At 73.5% G+C, this 24,490-nt stretch carries 25 protein-coding genes; 18 read left to right on the top strand and 7 right to left on the bottom strand.

Translation table 11 applies throughout. The annotated features are described in order from the left end of the window. The first annotated feature begins 35 nt into the window (after positions 1 to 35). Genes J3473_RS02670 through arc form a run of 3 tightly spaced genes read left to right on the top strand, consistent with a single transcriptional unit; the run spans position 36 to position 3,898 of the window. Positions 36 to 1,133, top strand: coding sequence for a site-2 protease family protein (locus tag J3473_RS02670; protein ID WP_207021777.1), 1,098 nt, complete (start codon positions 36 to 38; stop codon positions 1,131 to 1,133). 10 nt (positions 1,134 to 1,143) lie between these two features. Next, complete coding sequence (locus tag J3473_RS02665) at positions 1,144 to 2,127, top strand: tRNA (adenine-N1)-methyltransferase (protein WP_207021776.1); 984 nt, start codon at positions 1,144 to 1,146, stop codon at positions 2,125 to 2,127. A 22-nt stretch (positions 2,128 to 2,149) separates the two neighbouring features. Next, complete coding sequence (gene arc / locus J3473_RS02660) at positions 2,150 to 3,898, top strand: proteasome ATPase (protein WP_207021775.1); 1,749 nt, start codon at positions 2,150 to 2,152, stop codon at positions 3,896 to 3,898. 98 nt (positions 3,899 to 3,996) lie between these two features. On the opposite strand, the gene J3473_RS02655 is transcribed toward arc, so the two are convergent. From J3473_RS02655 to J3473_RS02640, 4 genes are all read right to left on the bottom strand, one after another. Further along, the gene (locus tag J3473_RS02655; RefSeq protein WP_242525645.1) at positions 3,997 to 5,043 is read right to left on the bottom strand and encodes a peptidoglycan-binding protein; all 1,047 of its coding nucleotides are present in this window, start codon (positions 5,041 to 5,043) and stop codon (positions 3,997 to 3,999) included. Between the two features lie 162 nt (positions 5,044 to 5,205). Next, positions 5,206 to 5,556: a DUF3054 domain-containing protein gene (locus J3473_RS02650; RefSeq protein WP_207021774.1), complete on the bottom strand. Its 351-nt coding sequence runs from the start codon at positions 5,554 to 5,556 to the stop codon at positions 5,206 to 5,208. Further along, positions 5,553 to 6,545 (bottom strand): ribose-phosphate pyrophosphokinase, encoded by a 993-nt coding sequence (locus tag J3473_RS02645; protein WP_030529209.1) that lies wholly within the window; start codon positions 6,543 to 6,545, stop codon positions 5,553 to 5,555. Before J3473_RS02645 ends, J3473_RS02650 begins: the two co-directional genes overlap by 4 nt. A 4-nt stretch (positions 6,546 to 6,549) precedes the next feature. Then, positions 6,550 to 7,533, bottom strand: a complete 984-nt coding sequence (locus tag J3473_RS02640; RefSeq protein WP_242525644.1) for an alpha/beta hydrolase — start codon at positions 7,531 to 7,533, stop codon at positions 6,550 to 6,552. Positions 7,534 to 7,553: 20 nt separating this feature from the next. On the opposite strand from J3473_RS02640, the gene dop reads away from it, so the two are divergent. The 7 genes from dop (at position 7,554) to J3473_RS02605 (ending at position 14,204) form a co-directional block, all read left to right on the top strand. Next, positions 7,554 to 9,104, top strand: coding sequence for a depupylase/deamidase Dop (gene dop / locus J3473_RS02635; protein WP_051750649.1), 1,551 nt, complete (start codon positions 7,554 to 7,556; stop codon positions 9,102 to 9,104). Positions 9,105 to 9,167: 63 nt separating this feature from the next. Next, positions 9,168 to 9,362: a ubiquitin-like protein Pup gene (locus J3473_RS02630; protein WP_030529206.1), complete on the top strand. Its 195-nt coding sequence runs from the start codon at positions 9,168 to 9,170 to the stop codon at positions 9,360 to 9,362. Further along, on the top strand, positions 9,359 to 10,177 hold the full coding sequence (gene prcB, locus J3473_RS02625) for a proteasome subunit beta (RefSeq protein ID WP_207021773.1): 819 nt from the start codon (positions 9,359 to 9,361) through the stop codon (positions 10,175 to 10,177). Before J3473_RS02630 ends, prcB begins: the two co-directional genes overlap by 4 nt. After that, entirely contained in the window at positions 10,174 to 10,989 is an 816-nt protein-coding gene (prcA, locus tag J3473_RS02620) for a proteasome subunit alpha (protein ID WP_207021772.1), read from the top strand. Before prcB ends, prcA begins: the two co-directional genes overlap by 4 nt. Further along, positions 10,986 to 12,365: a Pup--protein ligase gene (pafA, locus tag J3473_RS02615; protein WP_207021771.1), complete on the top strand. Its 1,380-nt coding sequence runs from the start codon at positions 10,986 to 10,988 to the stop codon at positions 12,363 to 12,365. Before prcA ends, pafA begins: the two co-directional genes overlap by 4 nt. 475 nt (positions 12,366 to 12,840) lie before the next feature. Next, complete coding sequence (locus J3473_RS02610) at positions 12,841 to 13,788, top strand: FKBP-type peptidyl-prolyl cis-trans isomerase (protein ID WP_207021770.1); 948 nt, start codon at positions 12,841 to 12,843, stop codon at positions 13,786 to 13,788. A gap of 38 nt (positions 13,789 to 13,826) precedes the next feature. After that, on the top strand, positions 13,827 to 14,204 hold the full coding sequence (locus J3473_RS02605) for an FKBP-type peptidyl-prolyl cis-trans isomerase (protein WP_030529201.1): 378 nt from the start codon (positions 13,827 to 13,829) through the stop codon (positions 14,202 to 14,204). On the opposite strand, the gene J3473_RS02600 is transcribed toward J3473_RS02605, so the two are convergent. Next, positions 14,188 to 15,285, bottom strand: a complete 1,098-nt coding sequence (locus J3473_RS02600; protein ID WP_242525643.1) for a DUF3866 family protein — start codon at positions 15,283 to 15,285, stop codon at positions 14,188 to 14,190. The two genes, J3473_RS02605 and J3473_RS02600, sit on opposite strands and share 17 nt — an antisense overlap. A gap of 35 nt (positions 15,286 to 15,320) precedes the next feature. On the opposite strand from J3473_RS02600, the gene J3473_RS02595 reads away from it, so the two are divergent. The 7 genes from J3473_RS02595 to J3473_RS02565 are packed head-to-tail and all read left to right on the top strand — an operon-like array spanning position 15,321 to position 22,571. Continuing rightward, positions 15,321 to 16,334, top strand: coding sequence for a YafY family protein (locus J3473_RS02595; RefSeq protein ID WP_207021769.1), 1,014 nt, complete (start codon positions 15,321 to 15,323; stop codon positions 16,332 to 16,334). Continuing rightward, positions 16,334 to 17,332, top strand: coding sequence for a YafY family protein (locus J3473_RS02590; protein ID WP_207021768.1), 999 nt, complete (start codon positions 16,334 to 16,336; stop codon positions 17,330 to 17,332). The genes J3473_RS02595 and J3473_RS02590 overlap by 1 nt, the downstream gene beginning before the upstream one ends. A 3-nt stretch (positions 17,333 to 17,335) precedes the next feature. Next, positions 17,336 to 17,650 (top strand): hypothetical protein, encoded by a 315-nt coding sequence (locus J3473_RS02585; protein WP_207021767.1) that lies wholly within the window; start codon positions 17,336 to 17,338, stop codon positions 17,648 to 17,650. A gap of 35 nt (positions 17,651 to 17,685) precedes the next feature. Further along, positions 17,686 to 17,991, top strand: a complete 306-nt coding sequence (tatA, locus tag J3473_RS02580; RefSeq protein WP_207021766.1) for a Sec-independent protein translocase subunit TatA — start codon at positions 17,686 to 17,688, stop codon at positions 17,989 to 17,991. Positions 17,992 to 18,012: 21 nt separating this feature from the next. Beyond that, entirely contained in the window at positions 18,013 to 18,825 is an 813-nt protein-coding gene (tatC, locus tag J3473_RS02575; protein ID WP_242525641.1) for a twin-arginine translocase subunit TatC, read from the top strand. Between the two features lie 5 nt (positions 18,826 to 18,830). Beyond that, positions 18,831 to 19,715: a YegS/Rv2252/BmrU family lipid kinase gene (locus tag J3473_RS02570; protein WP_242525640.1), complete on the top strand. Its 885-nt coding sequence runs from the start codon at positions 18,831 to 18,833 to the stop codon at positions 19,713 to 19,715. Positions 19,716 to 19,760: 45 nt separating this feature from the next. Beyond that, a complete protein-coding gene (locus J3473_RS02565; RefSeq protein ID WP_207021765.1) occupies positions 19,761 to 22,571 on the top strand; it encodes an RNA helicase in 2,811 nt (936 codons plus the stop codon). An 18-nt stretch (positions 22,572 to 22,589) separates the two neighbouring features. On the opposite strand, the gene J3473_RS02560 is transcribed toward J3473_RS02565, so the two are convergent. Further along, a complete protein-coding gene (locus tag J3473_RS02560; protein WP_207021764.1) occupies positions 22,590 to 23,000 on the bottom strand; it encodes a VOC family protein in 411 nt (136 codons plus the stop codon). A gap of 106 nt (positions 23,001 to 23,106) precedes the next feature. Here J3473_RS02560 and J3473_RS02555 point away from each other — a divergent pair, with 106 nt between their 5' ends. Next, positions 23,107 to 23,544: a helix-turn-helix domain-containing protein gene (locus J3473_RS02555; protein WP_207021763.1), complete on the top strand. Its 438-nt coding sequence runs from the start codon at positions 23,107 to 23,109 to the stop codon at positions 23,542 to 23,544. Here J3473_RS02555 and J3473_RS02550 read toward each other — a convergent pair. Further along, positions 23,522 to 24,466: a 5'-3' exonuclease gene (locus J3473_RS02550; RefSeq protein ID WP_030529190.1), complete on the bottom strand. Its 945-nt coding sequence runs from the start codon at positions 24,464 to 24,466 to the stop codon at positions 23,522 to 23,524. The two genes, J3473_RS02555 and J3473_RS02550, sit on opposite strands and share 23 nt — an antisense overlap. Positions 24,467 to 24,490: the final 24 nt, after the last annotated feature.

Here is a 24,490-nt window from a genome sequence, read left to right as displayed (position 1 = left end):
TCAGTATGCCGTCCGGCTCGCGTAGGGTCGGCGGCATGTCCACCTCGCCCCCGGCCCCGGCGGGATCCGTGCGGCTGGGCCGGGTCGCGACGGTCCCCGTCTACCTCGACCGGACCTGGCTCATCCTCGCCGTCCTCGTGGCGTTCCAGGGCTACCGGGCCGGCTCGGTCAACGGGCCCACCTACGGCGTCGCCTACGCCGCCTGGCTCGTCGTGTCGATCCTCGTCGCCGTCCTCGGGCACGAGGTCGGGCACGCCCTCTCGGCCCGGCGCCTCGGCTTCCACGTGCACCAGGTGGTCGCCACCGTCTGGGGCGGGCACACCTCGTACGACGCCACCGGCGCCACCCCGGGGCGCACCGCCGTCGTCGCGCTCGCCGGGCCCTTCGTCAACGCCGTGCTCGCCGCCGTCGGCCTCGGGATCGGCTGGTCGCAGGACGGCGACGTCGGCCAGTTCGCGTGGTCCTTCGGCCTGCTCAACGCCCTCCTCGCGGTGTTCAACCTCCTGCCCGGGCTGCCGCTCGACGGTGGCGCCGCCCTCCAGTCGCTCGTCTGGGCGGTGACCGGCCGCCGCGACCTCGGGCTGCTCGTCGCCGGGTGGATCGGACGGCTCGTCGCCGTCGGCATCGTCGTCTGGTTCCTCGTCCTGCCGCTGCTGCGCGGAGACACCCCGCAGCTGTTCGACCTGCTCATCGGCCTGGTCATGGCGTGGGTGCTGTGGAGCGGCGCGACGGCCGGGCTGCGCCGCGCCAAGGTCGAGCGGCTGTTCGACACCGTTCGGGTCGGGGACGCCGCGGCGGCCGTCACCGTCCTGCCGCCCGAGACCCCGCTGGCCGTCGCGCGCGAGCATCCCGCCTACGTCCTCGTCGCCGACGACACCGGCCGCCCGACCCTCCTGCTGCGGCGCGTGCCCCTGGACGCGCCTGCGACGACCCCGGTCGGGGCCCTCGTCGAGCGCCTGCCCGACGCCAACGTCCTCGAGGCCGAGCCGGGCGACGAGCTCGGCCGGCCGCTGCGGGCGATGGCCGAGTCGGGGGTCGAGGTCGTCGTCCTCACGCGGGGCGGGGCGCCGTGGGGCCTGCTCGTGCCCGCCGGCATCGACGCCGCTGCCGGACGCACCCGACGCCGCACCTAGACTCCCCGCCATGAGTGCCACCGGAGCCGAGCACCGCCGCGGCCCCTTCGCCGAGGGCGACCGCGTCCAGCTGACCGACCCCCGGGGCCGGCTGCACACGATCACCCTCGCCCCCGGGAAGCAGTTCCACACCCACCGCGGCCACCTGAGCCACGACGACCTCATCGGGGCGCCCGACGGCTCGACGGTGACCAACACCGCCGGCGTCCAGTACCTCGCCCTGCGGCCGCTCCTCGCCGACTGGGTCATGTCGATGCCCCGCGGCGCCGCCGTCGTCTACCCCAAGGACGCCGGCCAGATCGTCATGATGGCCGACGTCTTCCCCGGCGCGACGGTCGTCGAGGCGGGCGTCGGGTCCGGCGCGCTCTCGATGTCGCTGCTGCGCGCGGTGGGGGAGCACGGGCGGCTGCTGTCCTTCGAGCGGCGCGAGGACTTCGCGGACATCGCCCGGGGCAACGCCCGCGAGTTCTTCGGCGGTGACCACCCCGCGTGGACGGTGACCGTCGGCGACCTCGTCGAGTCGCTGCCCGAGGCCGTCGAGCCCGGCACCGTCGACCGCGTCGTCCTCGACATGCTGGCCCCCTGGGAGTGCCTCGACGCCGTCTCCGAGGCGCTGGCGCCCGGCGGCGTCCTCATCTGCTACGTCGCCACCGCGACCCAGCTCTCCAAGGTCGCGGAGGCGATGCGCGACCACGGCACGTACACCGAGCCGCAGGCGTGGGAGTCCCTCGTGCGCGGCTGGCACCTGGAGGGCCTCGCCGTCCGCCCCCAGCACCGGATGCACGGGCACACCGGCTTCCTCGTGACGACCCGCCGCCTCGCCCCCGGCACCACCCCGCCGCTGCGCAAGCGCCGGCCCGGGAAGGGCTACGTCACGAGCGAGGAGGCGACCGAGGCCGACTGGACCCCCGAGAACGTCGGCGAGCGGGTGCCCTCGGACAAGAAGGTTCGCAAGGTGCGGCGTTCGGTGGCCGGAACCTCCGACTCACCCTGATCCGCCGGGGTTAGGCTCGGGTATGAGCACCGACGAGCCCCGTGGACCCGAGGACACGACCGAGCGCCTGGAGGCCGAGCGCGCGTCCCTCGAGGCCGAGCTCGCGGCGATGCGCCGGTCGGGCGAGGCCAGCCCGGCCCAGCTGCGCTCGCTCGAGCGCGACCTGGCCAAGGTCCGCTCCCAGGCCGCCACCCTCTCGGCGCAGAACGAGCGCCTCGTGCGCACCCTCCGGGACGCCCGCGAGCAGATCGTCACCCTGAAGTCGGAGGTCGACCGGCTCGCGCAGCCGCCCGCCGCGTACGGCACGGTGCTCGAGCTCTTCGACGACGGCACCGCCGACATCCTCACGAGCGGCCGCAAGATGCACGTGGCGGTCAGCCCGTCGATCGACGCCGGCGACCTGCGGCCCGGCCGCGAGGTGATGCTCAACGAGGCGATGAACGTCGTCGCGGCGCACGGCTTCGAGACCGTCGGCGAGGTCGTCCTGTGCAAGGAGGTGCTCGAGGACGGGCGCGTCCTCGTCGTCGCGCAGGCCGACGAGGAGCGGGTCTGCCGGATGGCGGCCTCCCTCGACGACGTCACGGTCCGGGCCGGCGACGCGCTGCTGCTCGAGTCGCGCTCCGGGTTCGTCTACGAGCGCATCCCCAAGGCCGAGGTCGCCGACCTCGTCCTCGAGGAGGTCCCGGACATCGGCTACCGCGACATCGGGGGGCTCGGTCGGCAGATCGAGGCCATCCGCGACGCCGTGGAGCTGCCCTACCTGCACGCCGACCTCTACACCGAGCACCAGCTCAAGCCGCCGAAGGGCGTCCTGCTCTACGGCCCGCCCGGCTGCGGCAAGACGATGATCGCCAAGGCGGTCGCGGCGAGCCTGGCCCGCAAGGTCGCCGAGAAGGAGGGGCGCGAGCCCGGCAAGTCCTTCTTCCTCAACATCAAGGGCCCCGAGCTGCTCAACAAGTACGTCGGCGAGACCGAGCGGCACATCCGCCTCATCTTCCAGCGGGCGCGCGAGAAGTCGAACGAGGGCTTCCCGGTCGTCGTGTTCTTCGACGAGATGGAGTCGCTCTTCCGCACCCGCGGCTCGGGCGTGTCCTCCGACGTCGAGACGACGATCGTCCCGCAGCTGCTCGCCGAGATCGACGGCGTCGAGGGCCTCGAGCACGTCATCGTCATCGGCGCCTCGAACCGTGAGGACATGATCGACCCCGCGATCCTGCGCCCCGGCCGCCTCGACGTGAAGATCAAGATCGAGCGCCCGGACGCCGAGGCCGCCCGCGACATCTTCGCGAAGTACCTGACGGTCGGGCTCCCGCTGCACGCCGACGACGTCGCCCAGAACGGCGGGTCGGACGACGCCACCGTCCAGGCCATGATCGACGCGGTCGTCCTGCGCATGTACTCCGAGGAGGAGGAGAACCGCTTCCTCGAGGTCACCTACGCCGGCGGCGACAAGGAGGTCCTCTACTTCAAGGACTTCAACTCCGGCGCGATGATCCAGAACATCGTCGACCGGGCGAAGAAGATGGCCATCAAGGACCTCCTCGACACCGGCCAGCGCGGCCTGCGGGTCGACCACCTGCTCCAGTCGTGCACCGACGAGTTCCGCGAGAACGAGGACCTGCCGAACACGACGAACCCGGACGACTGGGCGCGCATCTCGGGCAAGAAGGGCGAGCGGATCGTCTACATCCGCACGCTCATCAAGACCAAGGAGGGCACCGAGCCCGGCAAGTCCATCAGCACGGTCGCCAACACCGGCCAGTATCTCTGACCCCACCCGCCTCACCTTTTCGGGGTCACCCCGAAATGTCCACGAGACCCCGGCTCGGAGCCGGGGTCTCGTGGACGAAGTCCTGTGTCGGAGGCCGGTCAGGCCTCCAGCGCCTGCCAGGTGTCGGAGCCGACGACGCCGTCGACGACGAGGCTGCGCGAGGACTGGAAGGACCGCACGGCCGAGTCCGTGCCGGAGCCGAAGACGCCGTCGACCGACGCCGCGAAGCCCTTGGCGGACAAGCACGTTTGCACCGCACGCACGGCGTCCCCGGACGAGCCGGACTGGACGGTGACGACGAGCGCCGTCCACGTGTTGGTGCCGACGATGCCGTCGGCGGTGAGGCCGCGCGAGGACTGGAAGGACCGGACGGCCGAGTCCGTGCCGGAGCCGAAGACGCCGTCGACCGACAGAGACTGCCCGCGCGCCCGCAGCAGGTACTGCGCGGTCGTGACGCGGAAGCCGCTGCTGCCGCTGCGCACCGTCGTCCAGCTGATCGGCTCGGGGTCCGGGGTGCCGCCCCCGCCACCGAGGGACGCCGCGAGGGACGAGAGGCGCGAGTCGCCCGGCGGCACGTTGATCTCGAAGTGCATCTCGTCCTTGCGGCCCGAGTAGTCGCCGCCCCACCGGACGACGCCGTTGCAGCGGGTGAGGATCGTGCGGATCGCCGAGACCTGCGCCGAGCTGAACGTGCCGGACGCGCCGAGGGGATGGTCCGGGGCGTTGACGTCGATCGCCGTGCCGCTGGAGTGGTTGGACAGGGTCGTGCTGCCGGAGATCTCGCGGTAGCTGTGGCCCCAGCACCCGGGGGAGTAGAGGGCCTCGACGGTCGAGTTCACCTGCTGCGCGACGTAGCGCAGGACGGTGTACACGTCACCGGTCCGCACACCCGCCGGGAAGGTCGCGGCCCCGACGGCGAGGGAGGTCAGCGGCACCTGGCTCGAGGTGCCGGCGGGCCAGCCGTTCTGCGACGTCGCCGCGAACGCGCCCTCGGCGGTGGCGGCCACGGCGCCGCCCGCGACGAGCAGCCCGCCCGCTCCGCGCAGGAGGGCCCGCCGGCCGAGCGGACGGGGTCGGGCGGGGACGGTGACGTCGTGCTGGTCGCACATCGGGGGCTCCTCGTGGGGGTGCGTGGGGGTGGGCACGGACCCACCGACGCTACGAAAAGGCATGGAGCGGGGCCAGCCGAGGCGCCGGCGGACCACCGCCTGCGCCGCACGCGGGAAGGGTGAAACCACAGGTCAGGACGCGTGGGTAAAAGTTGCGCCAACGTTCGGCAGGCACCGGTCAAGCCGGGCCGGGGCGCCTCAGGAGGGCAGCAGCCGGGCGATGAGGCGCCAGCCGACGAGGAAGACCGTCAGCACGGTCGTCGCGACGACGACGAACGAGACCGCGACGCCCTGCGCGGCCACGGCCCGCAGGGCCATCCCGACCGCCACGGTCGCGACGACGACGACTGCCCCGAACGCGACGCTGCGCGGGCCGGAGTCCAGGACGATGCTCGCGAGCAGCCAGCCGGCGGCCGTGCCGACGAGGAACGGCAGCGCCGTGCGCGCGATGCCGGCGAGGTCGAGCCCCTCGGCGTGCGAGCGCCGGCCGACGGCGGCGAAGACGACGACGAGCACGACGTCGAGCAGCGCCGGGACGAGCCGGCTCATCCGCGCACCTTGTCGAAGAGCGAGCGCTGGCGCGGCGGGGCGTGCATCGGGTCGACGCCGTCGAAGAGGCTCGAGACCGACTCGCCCTCGTGGATGCGCTTGATGGCCTCCGCGAAGAGGCCGGCGACGGAGCGGACGCGCAGGGCCGGCCAGTCCTGCGGGGCCGGCACGGTGTCGGTGGTCACGACCTCGCGGATCATCGGGTGCGCGGAGAGCCGCTCGACCGCCCGGCCGGCGAACAGCCCGTGGGTGCAGGCGACCGAGGCCTCGGTGACCCCGCGCTCGGCGAGGCGGTCCAGCAGCTCGACGATGCTGCCGCCGGTCGCGATCTCGTCGTCGAGGACGATCGCGCGCTTGCCGACGACGTCGCCGACGATCGAGTCGATGACGACCCGGTCGTCGCCGAGGCGCTTCTTGGACCCCGCCGCGACCGGCAGCCCGAGGAGCCGGGCGAACTGGGTCGCGTCCTTGGCGTTGCCGAGGTCGGGGGAGACGACGACGGTGTCGTCGAGGTCCTGGTCGACGAAGTGGTTGGCCAGCTCGCCGAGCGCGGTGAGGTGGTCGACCGGGACGGAGAAGAAGCCGTGGACCTGCGGGGCGTGGAGGTTCATCGTGATGACCCGGTCGACGCCCGCGGTCGCGATGAGGTCGGCGACGAGCCGGCCGCCGAGCGAGATGCGCGAGGCGTCCTTCTTGTCCGAGCGGGCGTACGCGAAGTGCGGGATGACCGCGGTGACCATCGCCGCGGAGGCACCCCGGGCGGCGTCGACCATGAGGAGGAGCTCCATGAGGGAGTCCTGCGTCGGCGGCACGAGCGGCTGGACGATGTAGACGTCGCGCTGGCGGCAGTTGGCGAGCAGCTGGGCCTGGAGGCAGTCGTTGCTGAACCGCGCCGTCACCGACTCCGAGAGCGGCACCCCGAGCCCGTCGCAGATGCGGTGCGCGAGGTCGCGGTGCGCCGAACCGGAGAAGACGACGATCTCGCGCATGGCGTCAGGCTATCGGCCGCGAGAGCGCACGGGACAGCTCGGTGACGAGCTCGACGCGCTGCATCCGCCCGACCCGCGTCGCCCCGGGGAAGGTGGCGAAGCCGTGCGGCACGCCGAGGTAGTTGGTGAGGCGCACCGGCACCCCGGCCTCCTCGAGCGCCGCGGCGTAGCGCGACCCGTCGTCGCGGATGGGGTCGCGGTCGGCGGTCTGGACCAGCGCCGGCGGCAGGCCGGCGAGGTCGCCCCAGAGCGGCGACACGAGCGGGTCCTTCGCGTCGGCGCCGGGCGGGAGGTAGTGGTCGCGGAAGGCGTCGACGGCCGCGCGGTCGAGGACCGGGGCGTTGGCGTTGGTGACGAGCGAGGGGGAGGCCATCGTCAGGTCCGTCGCGGGGTAGAGCAGGGCCTGGTGGCGCAGGTTCGTCATCCCGTGGTCGCGCAGCACCTGGGCGACGACGGCCGCGAGGTTGCCACCGGCCGAGTCGCCGGCGACCGCCATCCGGGAGGTGTCGGCGCGCAGGACGTCGCCGTTGGCCCCGACCCACGTCGTCGCGTCGACGCAGTCGAGGGCCGCCCGCGGCGCCCGGTGCTCCGGCGCCATCCGGTAGTCGACCGAGACGACGACGGCCCCGACCTGCCCCGCGACGAGCGTGCAGAGGGAGTCGTAGTCCACGACGTTGCCCCAGACCCAGCCGCCGCCGTGGAACCACATGACGACCGGCACGTCGTCGCGCGCGTCGGGCAGCGCCCGCGGCCGGTAGATGCGCAGCGGGATCTCGTGCTCGTCGCGGGCCGGAGCCGTCCCGTAGGTGATGCCGACGGCCGGGTCGACCCGTCCGAGGACGCGGTCGGCGAGGGCACCGCGCGGCCGCGGCGTGGCCCGCGCCTTCTGGATGGCGGCGAGGTCGGCGGTCGCGATCTGCGACCGTCCGAGGTCGGCCACCAGCGAGACGAGCGTGGTCAGCGGGGGCATCCCGCGGTAGTCGTGCACGGGCTCAGTATGGTCGGCACATGACCGTGCGCCGGGTGATGGGGATCGAGACCGAGTACGGGATCGTCGTCCCGGGGGACCCGCAGGCCAACCCGATGGTCGCCTCGGGCGACGTCGTGACGGCGTACGCGACCTCGCGCGGCATCCGGCCGGCCCGAGCCAGCTGGGACTACGCCGACGAGGCGCCCCTGCGCGACGCCCGCGGCTTCGACATGGGGCGGGGCACGGCGCACCCGAGCCAGCTGACCGACGTCGAGGACCCGACCCTCGCCAACGTCGTCCTGACCAACGGGGCCCGGCTCTACGTCGACCACGCCCACCCGGAGTACAGCTCGCCGGAGGTGACGACCCCGCGGGCCGCCGTCGCGTGGGACCGGGCCGGCGAGCTCGTGATGCGCGATGCGGTGGAGCGCCTGGCCACGGTCCCGCCCGGGGTCAACCTCTACAAGAACAACACCGACGGCAAGGGCGCCTCGTACGGCACCCACGAGAACTACCTCATGTCGCGCGCCACGCCGTTCGCGTCGGTCGTCACCCACCTGACGCCGTTCTTCGTCGCCCGCCAGGTGATGTGCGGCAGCGGGCGGGTCGGCATCGGGGTCGACTCGCGGACCCCGGGCTACCAGATCGCCCAGCGCAGCGACTTCTTCGAGGTCGAGGTCGGCCTCGAGACCACGCTCAAGCGGCCGATCATCAACACCCGCGACGAGCCGCACGCCGTCGCCGACCGCTACCGCCGCCTCCACGTGATCATCGGCGACGCCAACCACGCCGACGTCGCGAACCTCCTGAAGATGGGGACGACCTCGCTGGTCCTCGCGATGATCGAGGCCGACGCGCTCGTGCCCGACCTCGGTGTGCGCCGCCCCGTCGCGACCCTCCACGAGATCTCGCACGACCCCACGCTGCGCCAGCGCCTCGAGCTGCTCGACGGCCGGAAGATGACCGCGCTCGAGCTGCTCTGGGAGTACCACGACCGCGCCGCCGCCTTCGTGGAGGAGCGCTCCGCGGGCGAGCCGGACGCCGACACCGCCGAGGTCATGCACTGGTGGGGCACCGTCCTCGACAAGCTGGGCCGCGACCCGATGGAGGCGCGCCGCGAGGTCGACTGGGTCGCCAAGCTCGCCGTGCTCGAGGGCTACCGGGAGCGCGACGGCATCGGCTGGGGGGACCCGCGCCTCAAGGCCGTCGACCTCCAGTGGTCCGACGTGCGGGCCGAGCGCGGCCTCGCGCACCGGCTCGTCGCAGGCGGGCGGCTCGAGGTCCTCGTCGACGAGGCCGAGGTCGTCCGCGCCGTCACCGAGCCCCCGGCCGACACGCGCGCGTGGTTCCGCGGCACCTGCCTGCGGCGCTTCCCGGAGTCGGTCGTCGCGGCGTCGTGGGACTCGGTGATCTTCGACGTCGCCGGGCAGCGGATGCTCCAGCGGGTGCCGATGCTCGAGCCGCTGCGGGGCACCGAGGCCGGGGTCGGCGACATCGTCCGCAACGCCCCGGACGCCGCCTCACTCCTGCGCGCGCTCGCCACCGCCGACGAGCGGGGTGACCGAGGCGCGGACGCCGACGCGCCCTGACGTCGGCGAACCCGGGTCTGCGACTAGGCTCGGGGACACGACCACGACCCGAGGAGGGTGACCATGGCCGGTCAGGAGCAGATCAAGCCGCAGCGTCGCGACGACGGGCCCGACGACGTCGACACCCCGGGGCCCGCAGCCGCCGCCCCCGCCGCCCAGGTGAGCGAGATCGACGACATCCTCGACGAGATCGACGGCGTCCTCGAGTCCAACGCGGAGGAGTTCGTCCGCGGCTTCGTCCAGAAGGGCGGCCAGTGAGCGCCGGAGCCGACTCCGGGCGCCTGCCCTCCGCGTACCTCGTCCCGGGGTCCTCCAGCTTCACCGACTTCCTCTCCGCCCACGCCCCGGCCCTGCTGCCCTCGCGCCGGCCGCTGCCCCCGGGCGCGGCGCTCGAGGCACCGCACGGGACCACCATCGTGTCCGTCACCTACACCGGCGGGGTCGTCATGGCCGGTGACCGTCGCGCGACGATGGGCAACGTCATCGCCAACCGCGACATGGAGAAGGTCTTCGCCACCGACGAGTTCAGCCTCGTCGGCATCGCGGGCACGGCCGGCCTGGCCATCGAGCTGGTCCGCCTCTTCCAGGTCGAGCTCGAGCACTACGAGAAGATCGAGGGCACGCTGATGTCCCTCGAAGGCAAGGCGAACCGCCTCGCGTCGATGATCCGCGGCAACCTCGGGATGGCGATGCAGGGCCTCGCCGTCGTGCCGATGTTCGCCGGCTACGACCTCGAGCAGGGGCGCGGCCGGATCTTCTCCTACGACGTGACCGGCGGGTGCTACGAGGAGCAGGACCACCACAGCGTCGGCTCCGGCTCGCTCTTCGCGCGCGGCGCGCTGAAGAAGCTCTACCGGCGCGACCTCACGGCCGAGCAGGCGGTGCGCGTGGCCGTCGAGACGCTCTACGACGCCGCCGACGACGACTCGGCCACCGGCGGCCCGGACGTCGGCCGGCGCATCTGGCCGACCGTCGGGCTCGTCGACGCCGAGGGCGCGCGGTTCGTGCCGCAGCCGGACCTCGCGCCGGTCGTCGACGCCATCATCACCGAGCGCTCGGAGGAGGCCCGATGACCGCCGGGATGCCGTTCTACGTCTCGCCCGAGCAGCTGATGAAGGACCGGGCCGACTTCGCGCGCAAGGGCATCGCTCGCGGCCGCTCGGTCGTCGTCCTCCAGTTCGACGCCGGCATCGCCTTCGTCGCCGAGAACCCCAGCCGGGCGCTGCACAAGGTCTCCGAGATCTACGACCGGATCGCCTTCGCCGCGGTGGGCAAGTACAACGAGTTCGAGAACCTGCGGGTCGCGGGCGTGCGCTACGCCGACCTGCGCGGGTACTCCTACGACCGCTCCGACGTCACCGCGCGCGGGCTGGCCAACGCCTACGCCCAGACGCTCGGCACGGTGTTCACGCAGGAGTCCAAGCCCTACGAGGTCGAGATCGTCGTCGCCGAGGTGGGGGCCACGCCCGAGGGCGACCAGGTCTACCGCCTCACCTACGACGGCTCGGTCGCCGACGAGCACGGCTTCGTCGCGATGGGCGGGGGAGCGGAGCAGATCGAGACCGGCCTGCGCGAGGCCTGGCAGCCGGGGATGCACCTCGCCGACGCCCTCGCCCTCGCCGTCCGCCTGCTCGGCGCCGACCCGGCCGGCGGCGAGCCGCGCACGCTGGCCCCCGAGCAGCTCGAGGTGGCCGTCCTCGACCGCCACCGGCCGCGCCGGCGCTTCCGCCGCGTGCAGGGCGACCTCCTCGCCCGGCTGCTCAGCTCCGACGACCCCACCGCCGACGTGCCCGCCGGCGACGACGGCGACTCGGCCCGCAGCGCGGCCACCAACCCGCAGACGCAGCGTCCCGAGGCGGCCTCCGAGGGCGGCGAGGACGCGTGAGCACGCGCGGCAACCGGCGGATCTTCGGGATCGAGAACGAGTACGGCATCACCTGCTCCACCGGCGGCCAGCGCACGCTGACCCCGGACGAGGTGGCGCGCTACCTCTTCCGGAAGGTCGTCGCCTGGGGCCGCTCGAGCAACGTCTTCCTCACCAACGGCTCGCGCCTCTACCTCGACGTCGGCTCGCACCCCGAGTACGCGACGGCCGAGTGCGACTCCATCCGGCAGGTGGTCACCCATGACCGGGCGGGGGAGCGGATCGTCGAGGGCCTCGTGGCCGACGCCCAGCAGCGCCTGCGCGAGGACGGCGTCGCCGGCGACATCTACGTCTTCAAGAACAACACCGACTCCGCCGGCAACTCCTACGGATGCCACGAGAACTACCTCGTCACGCGCTCCGGCGAGTTCCAGGCGCTCTCCGAGACGCTGCTGCCGTTCCTCATCAGCCGCCAGCTGACCTGCGGCGCAGGCAAGCTCGTCACGACGAGCAAGGGCGCGTCGTACGCGCTCAGCCAGCGCGCCGACCACATCTGGGAGGGCGTCTCGTCGGCGACCACCCGCAGCCGGCCGATCATCAACACCCGCGACGAGCCGCACGCGGACGCCGAGCACTACCGGCGGCTGCACGTCATCGTCGGCGACTCCAACATGGCCGAGCCGACGACGATGCTCAAGATCGGCTCGGCCGACCTCGTCCTGCGGATGATCGAGAGCGGCGTCGTCATGCGCGACCTCACGCTCGAGAACCCGATCCGGGCGATCCGCGAGATCTCGCACGACATGACCGGCCGGCGCACCGTGCGCCTGGCCAACGGCCGCGAGCTGTCGGCCTTGGATCTCCAGCGCGAGTACCACGCGAAGGCGGCCGAGTTCGTGCAGCGCGAGGGCGCCGCCGACCCGCTCCACGAGCGCGTCCTCGAGCTGTGGGACCGCACGCTGACCGCCGTCGAGACCGGCGACCTCGGGATCGTCGGCCGTGAGATCGACTGGGTCGTCAAGTACCGGCTCATCGACGAGTACGCCTCACGGCACGGCCTGGACCTCGACCACCCGCGCCTGGCGCAGATCGACCTCGCCTACCACGACATCGACCGCTCGCGCGGTCTCTTCTACCTGCTCCAGCGACGCGGACGCATCGAGCGGGTCGTGTCCGACCCGGAGGTCTTCGAGGCCAAGGTGCGCCCGCCGCAGACGACGCGGGCCAAGCTGCGCGGTGACTTCATCCGGGCCGCGCAGGCGCAGCGGCGCGACTTCACCGTCGACTGGGTCCACCTCAAGCTCAACGACCAGGCCCAGCGCACGGTCCTGTGCAAGGACCCCTTCCTCGCCGAGGACGCCCGCGTCGACCGGCTCATCGAGGGCCTCACCGCCTGACCGGCGTCCGCTGCGCCTCCTGACGCAACCGGGACGAGCGGTGGGGGCGCGCTGTGCCGACCCGATCTCGCCTCGCCGCACTCCCGTCGCCCGGCCGCCGCGCCATGCCACCCCGGCGCAGCGACAGCACCCCGGCACGGCGAGAGGACCCCGGCACGAAGCGCGGACCACTCATCCCGACTGCGTCGGATGGTGACGCTCGCGCGACGAGCGGTCGTGGTGCGCTGTGCCGACCCAAACTCACCGCGCCGCCCTCCCGTCGCCCGGCCGCCCCGCCATGTCACCCCGGCACAATGAGGATTCCCCGGCACGGCGACAGCACCCGGCCCGAAGAGCGGACCGCGCATCCCGATCGCCCGCGTCCACCGGGCTCTCAGGGAGCGATGCGGGAGTTCCCATCCGTCGCGGTTATCGTGAGGAGACCGGTCGCGTCCCACTCCGCGCGGCGTCCCCGTCCCGAAGGTGTCCCAGACTCGTGCCCCGTCGCCTCACGTCCGTCCTGTCCGTCAGCGCCCTCGCCGGCGCGCTCCTGCTCACCGGCTGCGGTGAGGAGGAGGCCACGACCCCGTCGAGCTCGATCAGCGGCGTCCAGGTCACCGGCGAGGCCCAGAAGGAGCCGAAGGTCACCGTCAAGGCGCCCGTCGCGGTCTCGCGCACCGAGTCGCAGGTCCTCACCGAGGGCGACGGCGCGGCCGTCACCAAGGACGACCTCGTGACCCTCCAGGCCATCCTCGTCAACGGCAAGGACGGCAAGGTCGTCACGAGCACGTGGAAGACCGGCACGGTCGGCCTCGACCTCGACGACCAGAACCTCTTCGCCTCCTTCAAGAGCCAGATCCCTGGCAAGAAGATCGGCACGCGGATGGTCATCGCGTCCACGCCGGCCGACGCCTACGGCGAGACCGGCAACCAGCAGCTCGGCATCACCAAGGACGACCCGGTGATCTTCGTGCTCGACCTCGTCGGCGCCACCAAGGTCCTCGACGAGGCGCAGGGCACCGCCGTCGCGCCGAAGAAGGGCCTGCCGACCGTGACGATGAACGCCGGGAAGCCGGCGACCATCACCCCGGCCAAGGGCGTCAAGGCCCCCACGAACACCGTCGTCCAGCCGCTCGTCGAGGGCACCGGCGCCGCGGTGAAGAAGGGCCAGACCGTCCGGGTCGCCTACACCGGCGCGCTCTACCGCAACGGCGAGGTCTTCGACTCCAGCGCCAACCGTCCCGAGCAGCCCTGGTTCGAGTTCAAGCTCGGCGAGGGCCAGGTCATCAAGGGCTGGGACACCGGCCTCGAGGGCCAGAAGGTCGGCAGCCGCGTGCTCCTCGTCATCCCGCCGAAGGACGGCTACGGCGAGCAGGGCAGCGGCGACAAGATCAAGGGCACCGACACCCTCGTCTTCGCGGTCGACATCCTCGCCGCCTACTGACCCACCACCCCCACCGACACCCAGAGAGGCATCACCCTGTGACCGAGCTGACCAAGCCCGAGATCGACTTCCCCGGCGACGAGGCCCCGACCGAGCTGGTCGTCGAGGACATCACCGTCGGCGACGGCGCCGAGGCCACTCCCGGCAGCACCGTGTCGGCCCACTACGTCGGGGTCGCGCACTCCACGGGTGAGGAGTTCGACGCCTCGTGGAACCGCGGCGCGCCGCTCGAGTTCCGCCTCGGCGTCGGCATGGTCATCGCCGGCTGGGACGAGGGCATCGCCGGGATGAAGGTCGGCGGCCGCCGCAAGCTGACCATCCCGTCGCACAAGGCCTACGGCGAGCGCGGTGCGGGCGGCGTCATCAAGCCGGGCGAGTCGCTGATCTTCGTCGTCGACCTCATGGACGTGCGCTGACCGACCCCGCGTGGGACCCGGCCGCCGCCGCCACCAGGAACGGCGCCGGGTCCTCCGCGAGGCCGCGGCCCATCGTCGACAGGCCCACCGGGCTCGTCGCGAGGGCCTCGGCCAGCCCGTCCGCGGGCACCTCCACCGGCGTCAGCCGGGCGCGCGCCGTCCCGACGAGCCGCGCGAGCTGCTCGCGCACCCGGGCGTCGAGCGCCGGGTCCGGCAGGGTCGTGACCGGGACCTCGGCCGGGGCGTAGAGCGCCCGCCCGTACGCGGTGAGGCTGTGGTGGCTGATACCGAGGTGCCGGTCGCGCCGGTCGGCGCCCGAGACCCGCAGCGCCGCGACCGGCCGTCCGCCGAGGACGTCGGCGGCGTGCAGCGCCTCCACGGCCGCCACCCCCGAGTACCCCCAGCGGGTGCCGGTGCCGACGTTGCCCGGGCCCTGGGCCACGACCGCGACGTCGGCGCCGACGACGTGCCGTGCCGCGAGCAGCCCCGTGTGCACGGTGACCGCCTCGTGGTCGCCGCCGTAGGCCTGGCCGACCGTGAGGCACGACGCGAGCCAACCGGCCTCGCGCAGCCCGGCCACCGCCCGCGAGAACGCGGCCGGGAGGGCCCCGCCGTCGGTCATCACGTAGGCGACCGTCGCGTCCGGCCGCACCGCCCGGATGCCCGCGAGCACCGCGGGCAGCGCGCTGTGCAGGTCCGCGACGACGACCGGCATCCCGCCCAGGTCGTCGGCCCCGGCGAGCACGTCGTGGTGCGGGGACTCCTGCTCGTCGACGGCGAGGAGCATCTGCTGCAGCGGCGTGTAGCGCGCCTTGACGATGTGGCCCGGCCCGGCCGGGGGATCGGCGGGCAGCACGTCGCCCCGGGCGACGACGAAGGCCAGCCCACCGGTGCCGAGACCGCGCAGCAGCGCCGACGCGTTGAGCAGCACCCGCTCACCGGCCTCGGGCGCGCCCGTCAGGGCCGTGTAGGCCAGCGCCCGCACCCGCTCGCCCGTCCCCTCGAGGTCGACGGCCAGCTCGACGGAGCCCGGCCCACGCCGGACCTCCTCGGTCACGGTCCCGGCGCGCCAGTGCATCACGCGGGGCAGCGTAGCCGTCGGGTAGCGTCTCCCGGGTGAGCAGCCAGAGCGGGGGAGGTGCGCCGAGCGCGGCCCAGGTCAAGACCGAGCGCCTGCTCAACCTCGTCCTCGTGCTGCTGTACGCGCGCCGCCCGCTCGCGAAGGCCCAGATCCGCCGGCTCGTGCCGCAGTACGGCCAGTCGGCCTCCACCGAGGCCTTCGAGCGGATGTTCGAGCGCGACAAGGACGAGCTGCGCGAGCTCGGCATCCCGCTCGTCACCGAGGACATCGACGCCTTCCACGACGACGAGCCCGGCTATCGGATCCACCAGCGCGACTACGCGCTGCCCGACATCGCCTTCGAGCCCGACGAGCTCGCCGTCCTCGGCCTCGCGAGCCGCACCTGGGCACAGGCGTCACTCGCCGGCCCGGCGGCGCAGGCCCTGCGCAAGCTGCGGGCGGCGGGGGTCGAGCGCGACACCGAGTCGCTCATCGGCATCGAGCCGCGGCTGCGCACCGCCGAGCCGGCCTTCGACGCCGTCAAGGACGCCGTCGTGCGCCGGGTGCCGCTCACCTTCACCTACCGCCGGCCCGAGGCGGCCGAGGGCGCCGAGCGCCGCGTGCAGCCGTGGTCGCTCGTGTCGTGGCACGGGCGCTGGTACCTCAACGCCTGGGACCTGGACCGCGAGGCGCCCCGGGTCTTCCGCCTCTCGCGCATCAGCGGCACGGTCCGACGCGCAGGCCGCCCCGGCTCCTTCGAGGTCCCGGCCGACCACGAGCCGCGGGTCATGGTCGACAGCATGGCCGGGTCCGCGACGCAGCCCAGCCCTGCCGTGCTGCGGGTCCGGGTCGGGGCGGGCCACGCGCTGCGGCTGCGCGCCCGGACGGTCGGCGAGGTCGACGACGAGTGGTCGCTCGTCGACCTCGACTACGGCGACGTCTGGTCCTTCGCCGAGGAGGTCGCCGGTTACGGCGCCGACGTCGTCGTCGAGCAGCCGCCGGAGCTCGTGGACGCCGTCGTCGAGCGCCTGCGCGGCACTCTCGCCGCGCACGGCGGAGGGGGGTCCTGATGCCGCCCGCACCGCAGGAGACCGCCACCGCGCGGCTCGCGCGCCTGCTGACGATGGTGCCGTGGCTGGTCAACCGCCAGGGCATCGACCTCGAGGAGGCAGCCGCCGACCTCGGCGTCTCGACCGAGCAGCTCGAGGCGGACCTGCAGCTGCTCTTCCTCTGCGGCTACGGCCAGATGCCCGACGAGCTCATCGAGGCCGACTGGGAGGGCGGACGCGTCTTCGTCGGCAACGCCGACTCGATCGCCCGGCCGCTGCGCCTCGGCGTCGACGAGGCCGTCACCCTCATCGTCGGGCTGCGCGCCCTGCGCGAGGTCCCGGGCCTCGACGAGCGCGACGCCGTCGACCGGGCCCTCGCCAAGCTCGAGGCCGCCGCCGGCGAGGCCGCCGACCCCGCGAGCCGCGTGCTCGCGGAGGTCGCCGACGGCACCTCGGCCGACCTGCTGGCCCGCGCCCGCACCGCCCTCGCGACCCGCCGCCGGGTGCACCTGCGCTACCTCGTGCCCGCGCGCGACGAGGCCACCGAGCGCGACGTCGACCCGATGCGCGTCGTCGGCATCGACGGCCGCTGGTACCTCGAGGGCTGGTGCCACCGCGCCGAGGACACCAGGCTGTTCCGGCTCGACCGCGTCGAGGAGCTGACCGTCCTCGACGTCGACGGCACCCCGCCGCCGCAGGCCGCCGAGCGCGACCTCTCCGAGGGCACGTTCCGACCGGCGCCGGACGACCTCGTCGTCACCCTGCGCCTGCTGCCCGGCGCGACCTGGGTCTCGGACTACTACCCGGTCGAGTCGCTCGAGGAGGTGCCGGCCACCGAGGGCGGCGGGCAGGTCGTGCGCATCGCGACGGCCGACACCGCGTGGCTGCACCGGCTGCTGCGGCGCCTCGGCGGGCGCGGCTACGTCACCGAGCCGGCCGACGTCGTCGCCGAGGTGCGCGAGGGCGCGGCCGCGGCGCTGGCGGGCTACCCGGCGGCCGGCGCCGAGCGGGAGGGCTGACCCGTGCTGCCCTGGTGGGGCTGGGTGCTGCTGTGGGTGCTCCTCGTCGTCGGGGGCGCCGTGCTCGTCGGGCTGCGGGCCCGCGCGACGTGGCGCAGCCTGCGGGCGCTGACCGCCGAGCTCGGGCGGGCGGGCCGGCTCGTCGAGGAGCTGGAGCAGGTGGCCTCGCGGCAGCCCGACCCGGAGCCGCCGGTCACAGCGGTCCTGCAGGATCCTCACAGCCTCCGCGAGGAGCATCGGCGCGAGCGGGCCCGGCAGGCCGACGCGCGGAGAACTCGTCACGCCGAGCGGATGCCTCCCTGGGCCCGCGTACACTGACGGACGACCGCGATCTCTGAAGGAGATGGACCCACATGGGCAGGCTCGGACCCACCGAAATCATCATCATCGCTGTGCTGATCATCGTGATCTTCGGCTGGAAGCGGCTCCCCGACGCCGCCCGCAGCCTGGGTCGCTCGGCCCGCGTCTTCAAGTCCGAGGTGGACGAGATGAAGCGCGAGAACGAGGCCAACAAGACGCCCGCGGCCGGTGAGACGGTGCGCGGCGAGTCGCTGACCACCGCCCGCTCCACCGACGACGTCGTCACCCCGGACCCGAACGGCAACGCGGTGCACGAGCGCACCCCGCGGACGGACAACCAGTCCGGCCCGACCGCCTGACGCCGGAGGCCCGCACCCTCCATGGCCCGACTGCGCCGACGCCCTCACGACCCCGAGGGCCGGATGACGCTGGCCGAGCACTTCCGTGAGTTCCGTCGACGCCTGTTCGTCGCGGCGGCGGCGGTGCTCGTCGGCGCCATCGTGGCCGCCATCTTCTACGACGACGTCTTCGAGTTCCTCGCCGACCCCTTCTACGAGTACGCGCGCGCCAACCCCCAGAACGACATCAGCCTGAACTTCGGTGAGGCGACCTCCGCGCTGTCCAACCTCATCAGCCTGTCGATCTTCGTGGGCGTGGTCGCCTCCAGCCCCGTGTGGCTGTGGCAGGCCTGGCGCTTCGTCGTCCCGGGGCTGACCCGCAAGGAGAAGCGGCTCAGCCTCGCGTTCGTCGGCTCGACCGTCCCGCTGTTCCTCCTGGGCTGCGGCCTCGCCTACGCGATCCTGCCGCAGAGCCTCGCCATCCTCTACGGCCTCTCGCCGGCGGGGACGTCGAACATCCAGCAGGTGTCGATGTACTTCTCGTTCGTCACCCGCTTCATCCTCGTGTTCGGCATCGGGTTCCTCTTCCCGGTCATCCTCGTCGGTCTCAACCTCGTCGGCGCGATGCCCGCGACCCGGCTCATCAAGGGCTGGCGCGTCTCGGTCGTCCTCATCTTCGTCTTCGCCGCCGTCGCCACCCCGACCGCCGACCCGTTCACGATGTTCGTCTTCGCCGCGCCCCTGACCCTCCTGTACTTCGGCGCCTGGTTCGTCTGCCGTGTCCTCGACAAGCGCAAGGCCGCGAACCGGCCGGACTGGCTGGACGTCGACGACACCGAGGCCTCCTCGCTCTGAGCGCCGTGCGCGTCGGCATCGTCGTCAACCCCACGTCGGGCAAGAACACCGGCGCCCGCGTCGGGGTCGAGGCCCTGACCCTGCTGCGCGCCGCCGGGGCCGAGGTCGTCGACCTCTCGGCCGCCGACGCGACCGGCGCCCTGGCCCACGGTCGCGCGGCCGTCGCGGAGCGCTCCGTCGACGCGCTCGTCGTGGCCGGCGGTGACGGGATGGTCCACCTCGGGGCCAACCTCGTCGCCGGGACCGGCATCCCGCTCGGCGTCGTCGCCGCGGGCACCGGCAACGACATCGCCCGCGAGCTCGGTCTGCCGGTGCGCGACGCCGCCGCGGCGGTCGAGCGCATCCTCGCCGGGCGCACGCGCGCCGTCGACGCCGCGCGCCACGTGACGCCCGCGGGGGAGGATCGCTGGTTCCTCGGGGTCCTCGCCGCCGGGTTCGACGCCGTCGTCAACGAGCGCGCCAACCAGTGGCGCTGGCCGAAGGGCCGGATGCGCTACAACCTCGCGATCGTCCGCGAGCTGCCCGTCTTCCGGCCCATCCCGTACGCGCTGACCCTCGACGGCGAGCGGCACGAGACCGAGGCGATGCTCGTCGCCGTCGGCAACGGCCCCTCCTACGGCGGTGGGATGCGGGTGACGCCCGACGCACGCTTCGACGACGGGCTGCTCGACGTCCTCGTGCTGCACCGCCTCCCGGTGCCCGAGTTCCTGCGCGTGTTCCCCAAGGTCTTCAGCGGCGGTCACGTCGGCCACCCGGCGGTCGAGGTGCTGCGCGCCCGCCGTGTCACGCTCGAGGCCACCGGCATCGTCGGGTACGCCGACGGCGAGCGGTTCGGGCCGCTGCCGCTCGACGTCGAGGCCGTGCCCGGGGCGGTGTCGGTCCTCGCGTGACCCGCACCGCCCTGCGGTGACGCACCCCTGACGTAGCCTGAGGCCATGCCCAGTCCCGCCGAGCGGTACGCCGCGGCGCAGGCGCGGTCCCGCCGGGAGCGGACCGAGCTCGGCCGCTTCACCGCCGCCCTCGACTTCCCGCTCGACGACTTCCAGCTCCGTGCGTGCGAGGCGGTCGAGGAGGGCAAGGGCGTCCTGGTCGCGGCTCCGACGGGCGCCGGCAAGACGATCGTCGGCGAGTTCGCCGTGCACCTGGCGCTGGCCACCGGCCGGAAGGCGTTCTACACGACGCCGATCAAGGCCCTCTCCAACCAGAAGTACCACGACCTCGTGCGCGTGCACGGAGCGCAGAACGTCGGTCTGCTGACCGGCGACAGCTCCGTCAACGGCGAGGCGCCGGTCGTCGTCATGACGACCGAGGTCCTGCGCAACATGATGTACGCCGGCTCCTCGACGCTGACCGGGCTCGGCTTCGTCGTCATGGACGAGGTGCACTACCTCGCCGACCGCTTCCGCGGCGCGGTCTGGGAGGAGGTCATCATCCACCTGCCCGAGTCGGTGCAGGTGGTGTCCCTCTCGGCGACGGTCAGCAACGCCGAGGAGTTCGGCGCGTGGCTGGCCGAGGTGCGCGGCAACCACGAGGTCGTCGTCTCCGAGCACCGGCCGGTGCCGCTCTTCCAGCACATGCTCGTCGGCACGACGATGTTCGACCTCTTCGCGGGCAACCGGGTCAACCCGGACCTGCTCCACGCCATCCGGAACGCCGAGCAGCGCGGCCGGCACACCGAGGACGCGCGCCGGCTCGGCGGCCCCTCCGGCGGCGGTCACCGCGGGGGTCGGGGGCGCCGCGACCACGCCGCCCCGCGCGGACCCGGCGGGGGAGCGGGCGGTCGGGGCTTCGCGCGCGGCAGCCGCCCGGCCGGGGGCGCCACCCGCGCCGAGGTCGTGCTCGACCTCGAGCGCGAGGGCCTGCTCCCCGCGATCACCTTCATCTTCAGCCGGGTCGGCTGCGAGGCCGCCGTTGGGCAGCTGTTGTCCGCCGGCGTCCGGCTGGTCCCCGAGCGCGAGGGCGAGCGCATCCGCCGGCACGTCGAGGAGCGGGTCGAGTCGCTCGCCGACGAGGACCTCGGGGTGCTCGGCTTCTGGGACTTCCTCGAGGGGCTGAGCCGCGGCTTCGCGGCGCACCACGCCGGGATGCTCCCGCTCTTCCGCGAGATCGTCGAGGAGCTGTTCACCGACGGCCGCATCCGGGCCGTGTTCGCCACCGAGACACTGGCGCTCGGCATCAACATGCCGGCCCGCACCGTCGTCCTCGAGAAGCTCGTCAAGTACAACGGCGAGGCGCACGTCGACATCACGCCCGCCGAGTACACGCAGCTGACCGGGCGCGCCGGGCGGCGCGGCATCGACGTCGAGGGGCACGCGGTCGTCCAGTGGACCCGCGGGATGGACCCGATGGCCGTCGGCGGCCTGGCCTCGACCCGCACCTACCCCCTGCGCTCGAGCTTCCGCCCGACGTACAACATGGCGGTCAACCTCGTCCGGCAGGTCGGCCGCGAGACGACCCGCGAGCTGCTCGAGACCTCGTTCGCGCAGTTCCAGGCCGACCGCGCCGTCGTCGGGCTCGCGACCCAGCTGCGCAAGAACGAGGACGGCCTCGACGGCTACGCCGAGGCGATGCACTGCGACTTCGGCGACTTCCGCGAGTACGCCCGCATCCGCCGCGAGCTCGCCGACGCCGAGAAGGACGGCCGCAAGGCGCGGGCCGCGTCGCGGCGCGCCGAGGCGGCGGTGTCGATGGAGGCGCTGCGCGTCGGCGACGTCATCCGCATCCCCGCCGGACGGCGGGCCGGGTGGGCCGTCGTCGTCCAGCCCGCGCGGACGGCCAAGGGCGCCCCGACCGGGCCCGGCGTCGTCACCGAGGACAAGCAGTTCCGCCGCCTGACGCTCGTCGACGTCCCGGAGCCGGTCGAGGCGATGGCCCGGGTCGCGGTGCCGAAGCACTTCAACCCCAAGTCGCCGAAGTCGCGCCGCGACCTCGCGACCGCGCTGCGCGTCGCGACACCGCACGGCCTCGAGGACGCGCCCTCGCGCCGCGGGCGCACCGACGCGACCGCCGACACCGACCTCACCGACCACCTGCGACGGCAGCTGCGCGAGCACCCGTGCCACCAGTGCCCGCGCCGCGAGGAGCACGCGCGGTGGGCCGAGCGGTGGTGGCGGCTCAAGCGCGAGACCACCGGTCTGCAGCGGCGGGTCGAGGGGCGGACCAACACGGTCGCGCGCACCTTCGACCGCATCTGCGACGCCCTCGAGTCCCTCGGCTACCTCGCCGAGCACGGCTCGGTCGTCACCGAGCGCGGCGAGCGGCTGCGGCGCCTCTACACCGAGAAGGACCTGCTCGCCGCCGAGTGCCTCCGGCACGACGTGTGGAAGCGCCTCGACGCGCCGGGGCTCGCGGCGGCCGTCTCGGCCCTCGTCCACGAGCCGCGGCACGAGGAGGCCGACGTCTCGCCGCGGATGCCGACCGACGAGGTCGCCCACGCCGTCCGCGAGATGGAGCGGCTGTGGGCGGGCATCGAGGAGCTGGAGACCGACCACGACCTGCCGACGACGTCGATGCCCGACGGCGGCATGGCGTGGATGGTGCACCGCTGGGCCTCCGGCGGCCGCCTCGACGACGTGCTGCGCGGCCAGGACATGGCCGCCGGCGACTTCGTGCGCCGGTGCAAGCAGCTCGTCGACCTCCTCGACCAGGTCGGGGACGCCGCCACCGACACCGCGCTGCGGCGCACGGCGCGGCAGGCCGTCGACGCGGTCATGCGCGGCGTCGTCGCCGCCGACCGGCTCGACTGAGCCGGCCGGCGCGGCGCGTCACCCGGCGAGGACCTCGCCGATCCGGATGTGGTTGCCGAACGGGTCGCGCAGGGCGAAGTCGCGGCCGTAGGGCTGGTCGACGATCTCCTGCGTGATGTCGGCGCCGGCGGACTGGACGCGCGCGAACATCTCCTCGACGTCGTCGGTCGTGAAGGCGAGCCAGCCGCCGCCGGCCCCCTTGGTCACGAGGGCGCGCACCTGCTCGGCCGTCGCCTCGTCGTGCGCGGGGGCGCCGGGCTTCTCGAGGAGGATGGACTTGGGGTCGCCGGGCACGTGGACGGTCAGCCAGCGCATCGGGCCGAAGTCCATGTCCTGCTCGACCTCCAGGCCCAGCACCTCGGTGTAGAAGCGCAGCGCCTCGTCCTGGTCGAGCACGAAGATCGAGGAGATGTTGTTGCGGGTCAGCATGGTGGTCCTTCCGGTTCGGGTGTCGGGGACGACGCTAGGGCGCGGACGCGGAGCTTCGCTTCTCCGAAAGTGCGCCGTGCGCGACGACCCGTCGTACGGTGGCCCGGTGAGCGCCGCCGAGGAGGACCGCAACCGGCGGCTGCTCCGGGCGCGCGACCTCGTCGACCGGCACAGCACCGAGCCGCTCGACGTCGAGGCCCTGGCGCGGGTCGCGCACATGAGCCGGGCGCACTTCATCCGGGAGTTCCGGACGGTCTTCGGCGAGACGCCGCACCGCTACCTGCAGCGGCGGCGCATCGAGCGGGCGATGACCCTGCTGCGCACCACCGGCACTCCCGTGACCGACGTCTGCATGGCCGTCGGGTTCTCCAGCCTCGGCACCTTCAGCCGCACCTTCACCGAGGTGGTCGGCCTGTCTCCCACCGAGTTCCGTCGTCAGGACGACCCGGCGACGGCGTTCGTGCCGACGGCGTTCCGGATGCGCTGGACGCGGCCGGCTGGGGAGCGGGCCGCGGACGGGGTCAGGCCAGCCCGAGAGCGGTGAGCAGCCGGCCCACCGGGTTCTCGATGCCGTGGCGCGCCGCGAGCTCGTCGAGCGCGAGCCGGTCGGCGACCTGCGTGGGCAGCGCGAGGTCGACCTCGGGCACCGGGGCGTCGCGCACGACGCGGACGACGGTCGGGGCGACGTCGAGGTAGGCCGAGGCGGCCTCGAGGTTGGTCCGCCGCGCGCCCTTGATCGCCGGGTCGCCGGAGTCGACGGCCGCGCGCAGGGCCGCGAGGGAGCCGTACTGCTCGATGAGCTGGGCGGCGGTCTTGTCGCCGATGCCCTTGACCCCCGGCAGCCCGTCGCTCGTGTCGCCGCGCAGCACCGACATCTCGAGGTAGGCCTCGCCGGTCGGCACGCCGTACTTCTCGCGGAGCATCGACTCCGTGGCGATGTCCGGCTCCCGCACACCGCCCTTGCCGGTGTAGAGGACGCGGACGGCCTGCGCGTCGTCGACGAGCTGGAGGAGGTCTCGGTCGCCGGTCACGACGTCGACGGGCATGACCCCGTGGTGCCGGGTCGTCAGGGTGCCGATGACGTCGTCGGCCTCGTGGTCGGGCACGCCGATCCGGGCGATGCCCACCGCGGCCAGCGCCTCGCGGATGAGCGGCACCTGCGGGGTGAGGTCGTCCGGGCTCTCCTCGACGGCGTCGGAGCCCTCGGTCAACCGGTGCGTCTTGTACGTGGGCACGAGGTCGACGCGCCACTGGGGGCGCCAGTCGTCGTCCCAGCACGCGACGAGGTGCGTCGGCCGGTGCTGCGTCACGAGGGTGGCGATCATGTCGAGGAACCCGCGCAGCGCGTTGGTCGGCGTCTCGGAGGCGTCCTTGCGCTGGTCCGGGACGCCGTAGAACGCCCGGAAGTACAGGGAGGCGGAGTCGAGCAGCAGCAGCTTCGGGAGTCGTCCGTCGTCGAGCGCCATGCCGAGAGCCTACGGGCGGTCGGC

Source organism: Phycicoccus sp. DTK01, from assembly GCF_017312765.1.
GTDB classification, from domain to species: Bacteria; Actinomycetota; Actinomycetes; order Actinomycetales; family Dermatophilaceae; genus Phycicoccus; species Phycicoccus jejuensis.
The sequence above is the reverse complement of the archived record's forward strand: the minus strand, read 5'-3'. Positions and strand labels throughout refer to the sequence as shown.

Excerpts from the sequence above, each read along its gene's own strand:
- tatA (WP_207021766.1), top strand. The coding sequence starts at position 17,686 with ATGGGCAGGCTCGGACCCACCGAAATCATCATCATCGCTGTGCTGATC.
- dop (WP_051750649.1), top strand. The coding sequence starts at position 7,554 with ATGACCGTGCGCCGGGTGATGGGGATCGAGACCGAGTACGGGATCGTC.
- J3473_RS02665 (WP_207021776.1), top strand. The coding sequence starts at position 1,144 with ATGAGTGCCACCGGAGCCGAGCACCGCCGCGGCCCCTTCGCCGAGGGC.
- J3473_RS02670 (WP_207021777.1), top strand. The coding sequence starts at position 36 with ATGTCCACCTCGCCCCCGGCCCCGGCGGGATCCGTGCGGCTGGGCCGG.
- tatC (WP_242525641.1), top strand. The coding sequence starts at position 18,013 with ATGGCCCGACTGCGCCGACGCCCTCACGACCCCGAGGGCCGGATGACG.
- arc (WP_207021775.1), top strand. The coding sequence starts at position 2,150 with ATGAGCACCGACGAGCCCCGTGGACCCGAGGACACGACCGAGCGCCTG.
- J3473_RS02550 (WP_030529190.1), bottom strand. The coding sequence starts at position 24,466 with ATGGCGCTCGACGACGGACGACTCCCGAAGCTGCTGCTGCTCGACTCC.
- J3473_RS02630 (WP_030529206.1), top strand. The coding sequence starts at position 9,168 with ATGGCCGGTCAGGAGCAGATCAAGCCGCAGCGTCGCGACGACGGGCCC.
- J3473_RS02650 (WP_207021774.1), bottom strand. The coding sequence starts at position 5,556 with ATGAGCCGGCTCGTCCCGGCGCTGCTCGACGTCGTGCTCGTCGTCGTC.
- J3473_RS02560 (WP_207021764.1), bottom strand. The coding sequence starts at position 23,000 with ATGCTGACCCGCAACAACATCTCCTCGATCTTCGTGCTCGACCAGGAC.
- J3473_RS02590 (WP_207021768.1), top strand. The coding sequence starts at position 16,334 with ATGCCGCCCGCACCGCAGGAGACCGCCACCGCGCGGCTCGCGCGCCTG.
- J3473_RS02645 (WP_030529209.1), bottom strand. The coding sequence starts at position 6,545 with ATGCGCGAGATCGTCGTCTTCTCCGGTTCGGCGCACCGCGACCTCGCG.
- prcA (WP_207021772.1), top strand. The coding sequence starts at position 10,174 with ATGACCGCCGGGATGCCGTTCTACGTCTCGCCCGAGCAGCTGATGAAG.
- J3473_RS02565 (WP_207021765.1), top strand. The coding sequence starts at position 19,761 with ATGCCCAGTCCCGCCGAGCGGTACGCCGCGGCGCAGGCGCGGTCCCGC.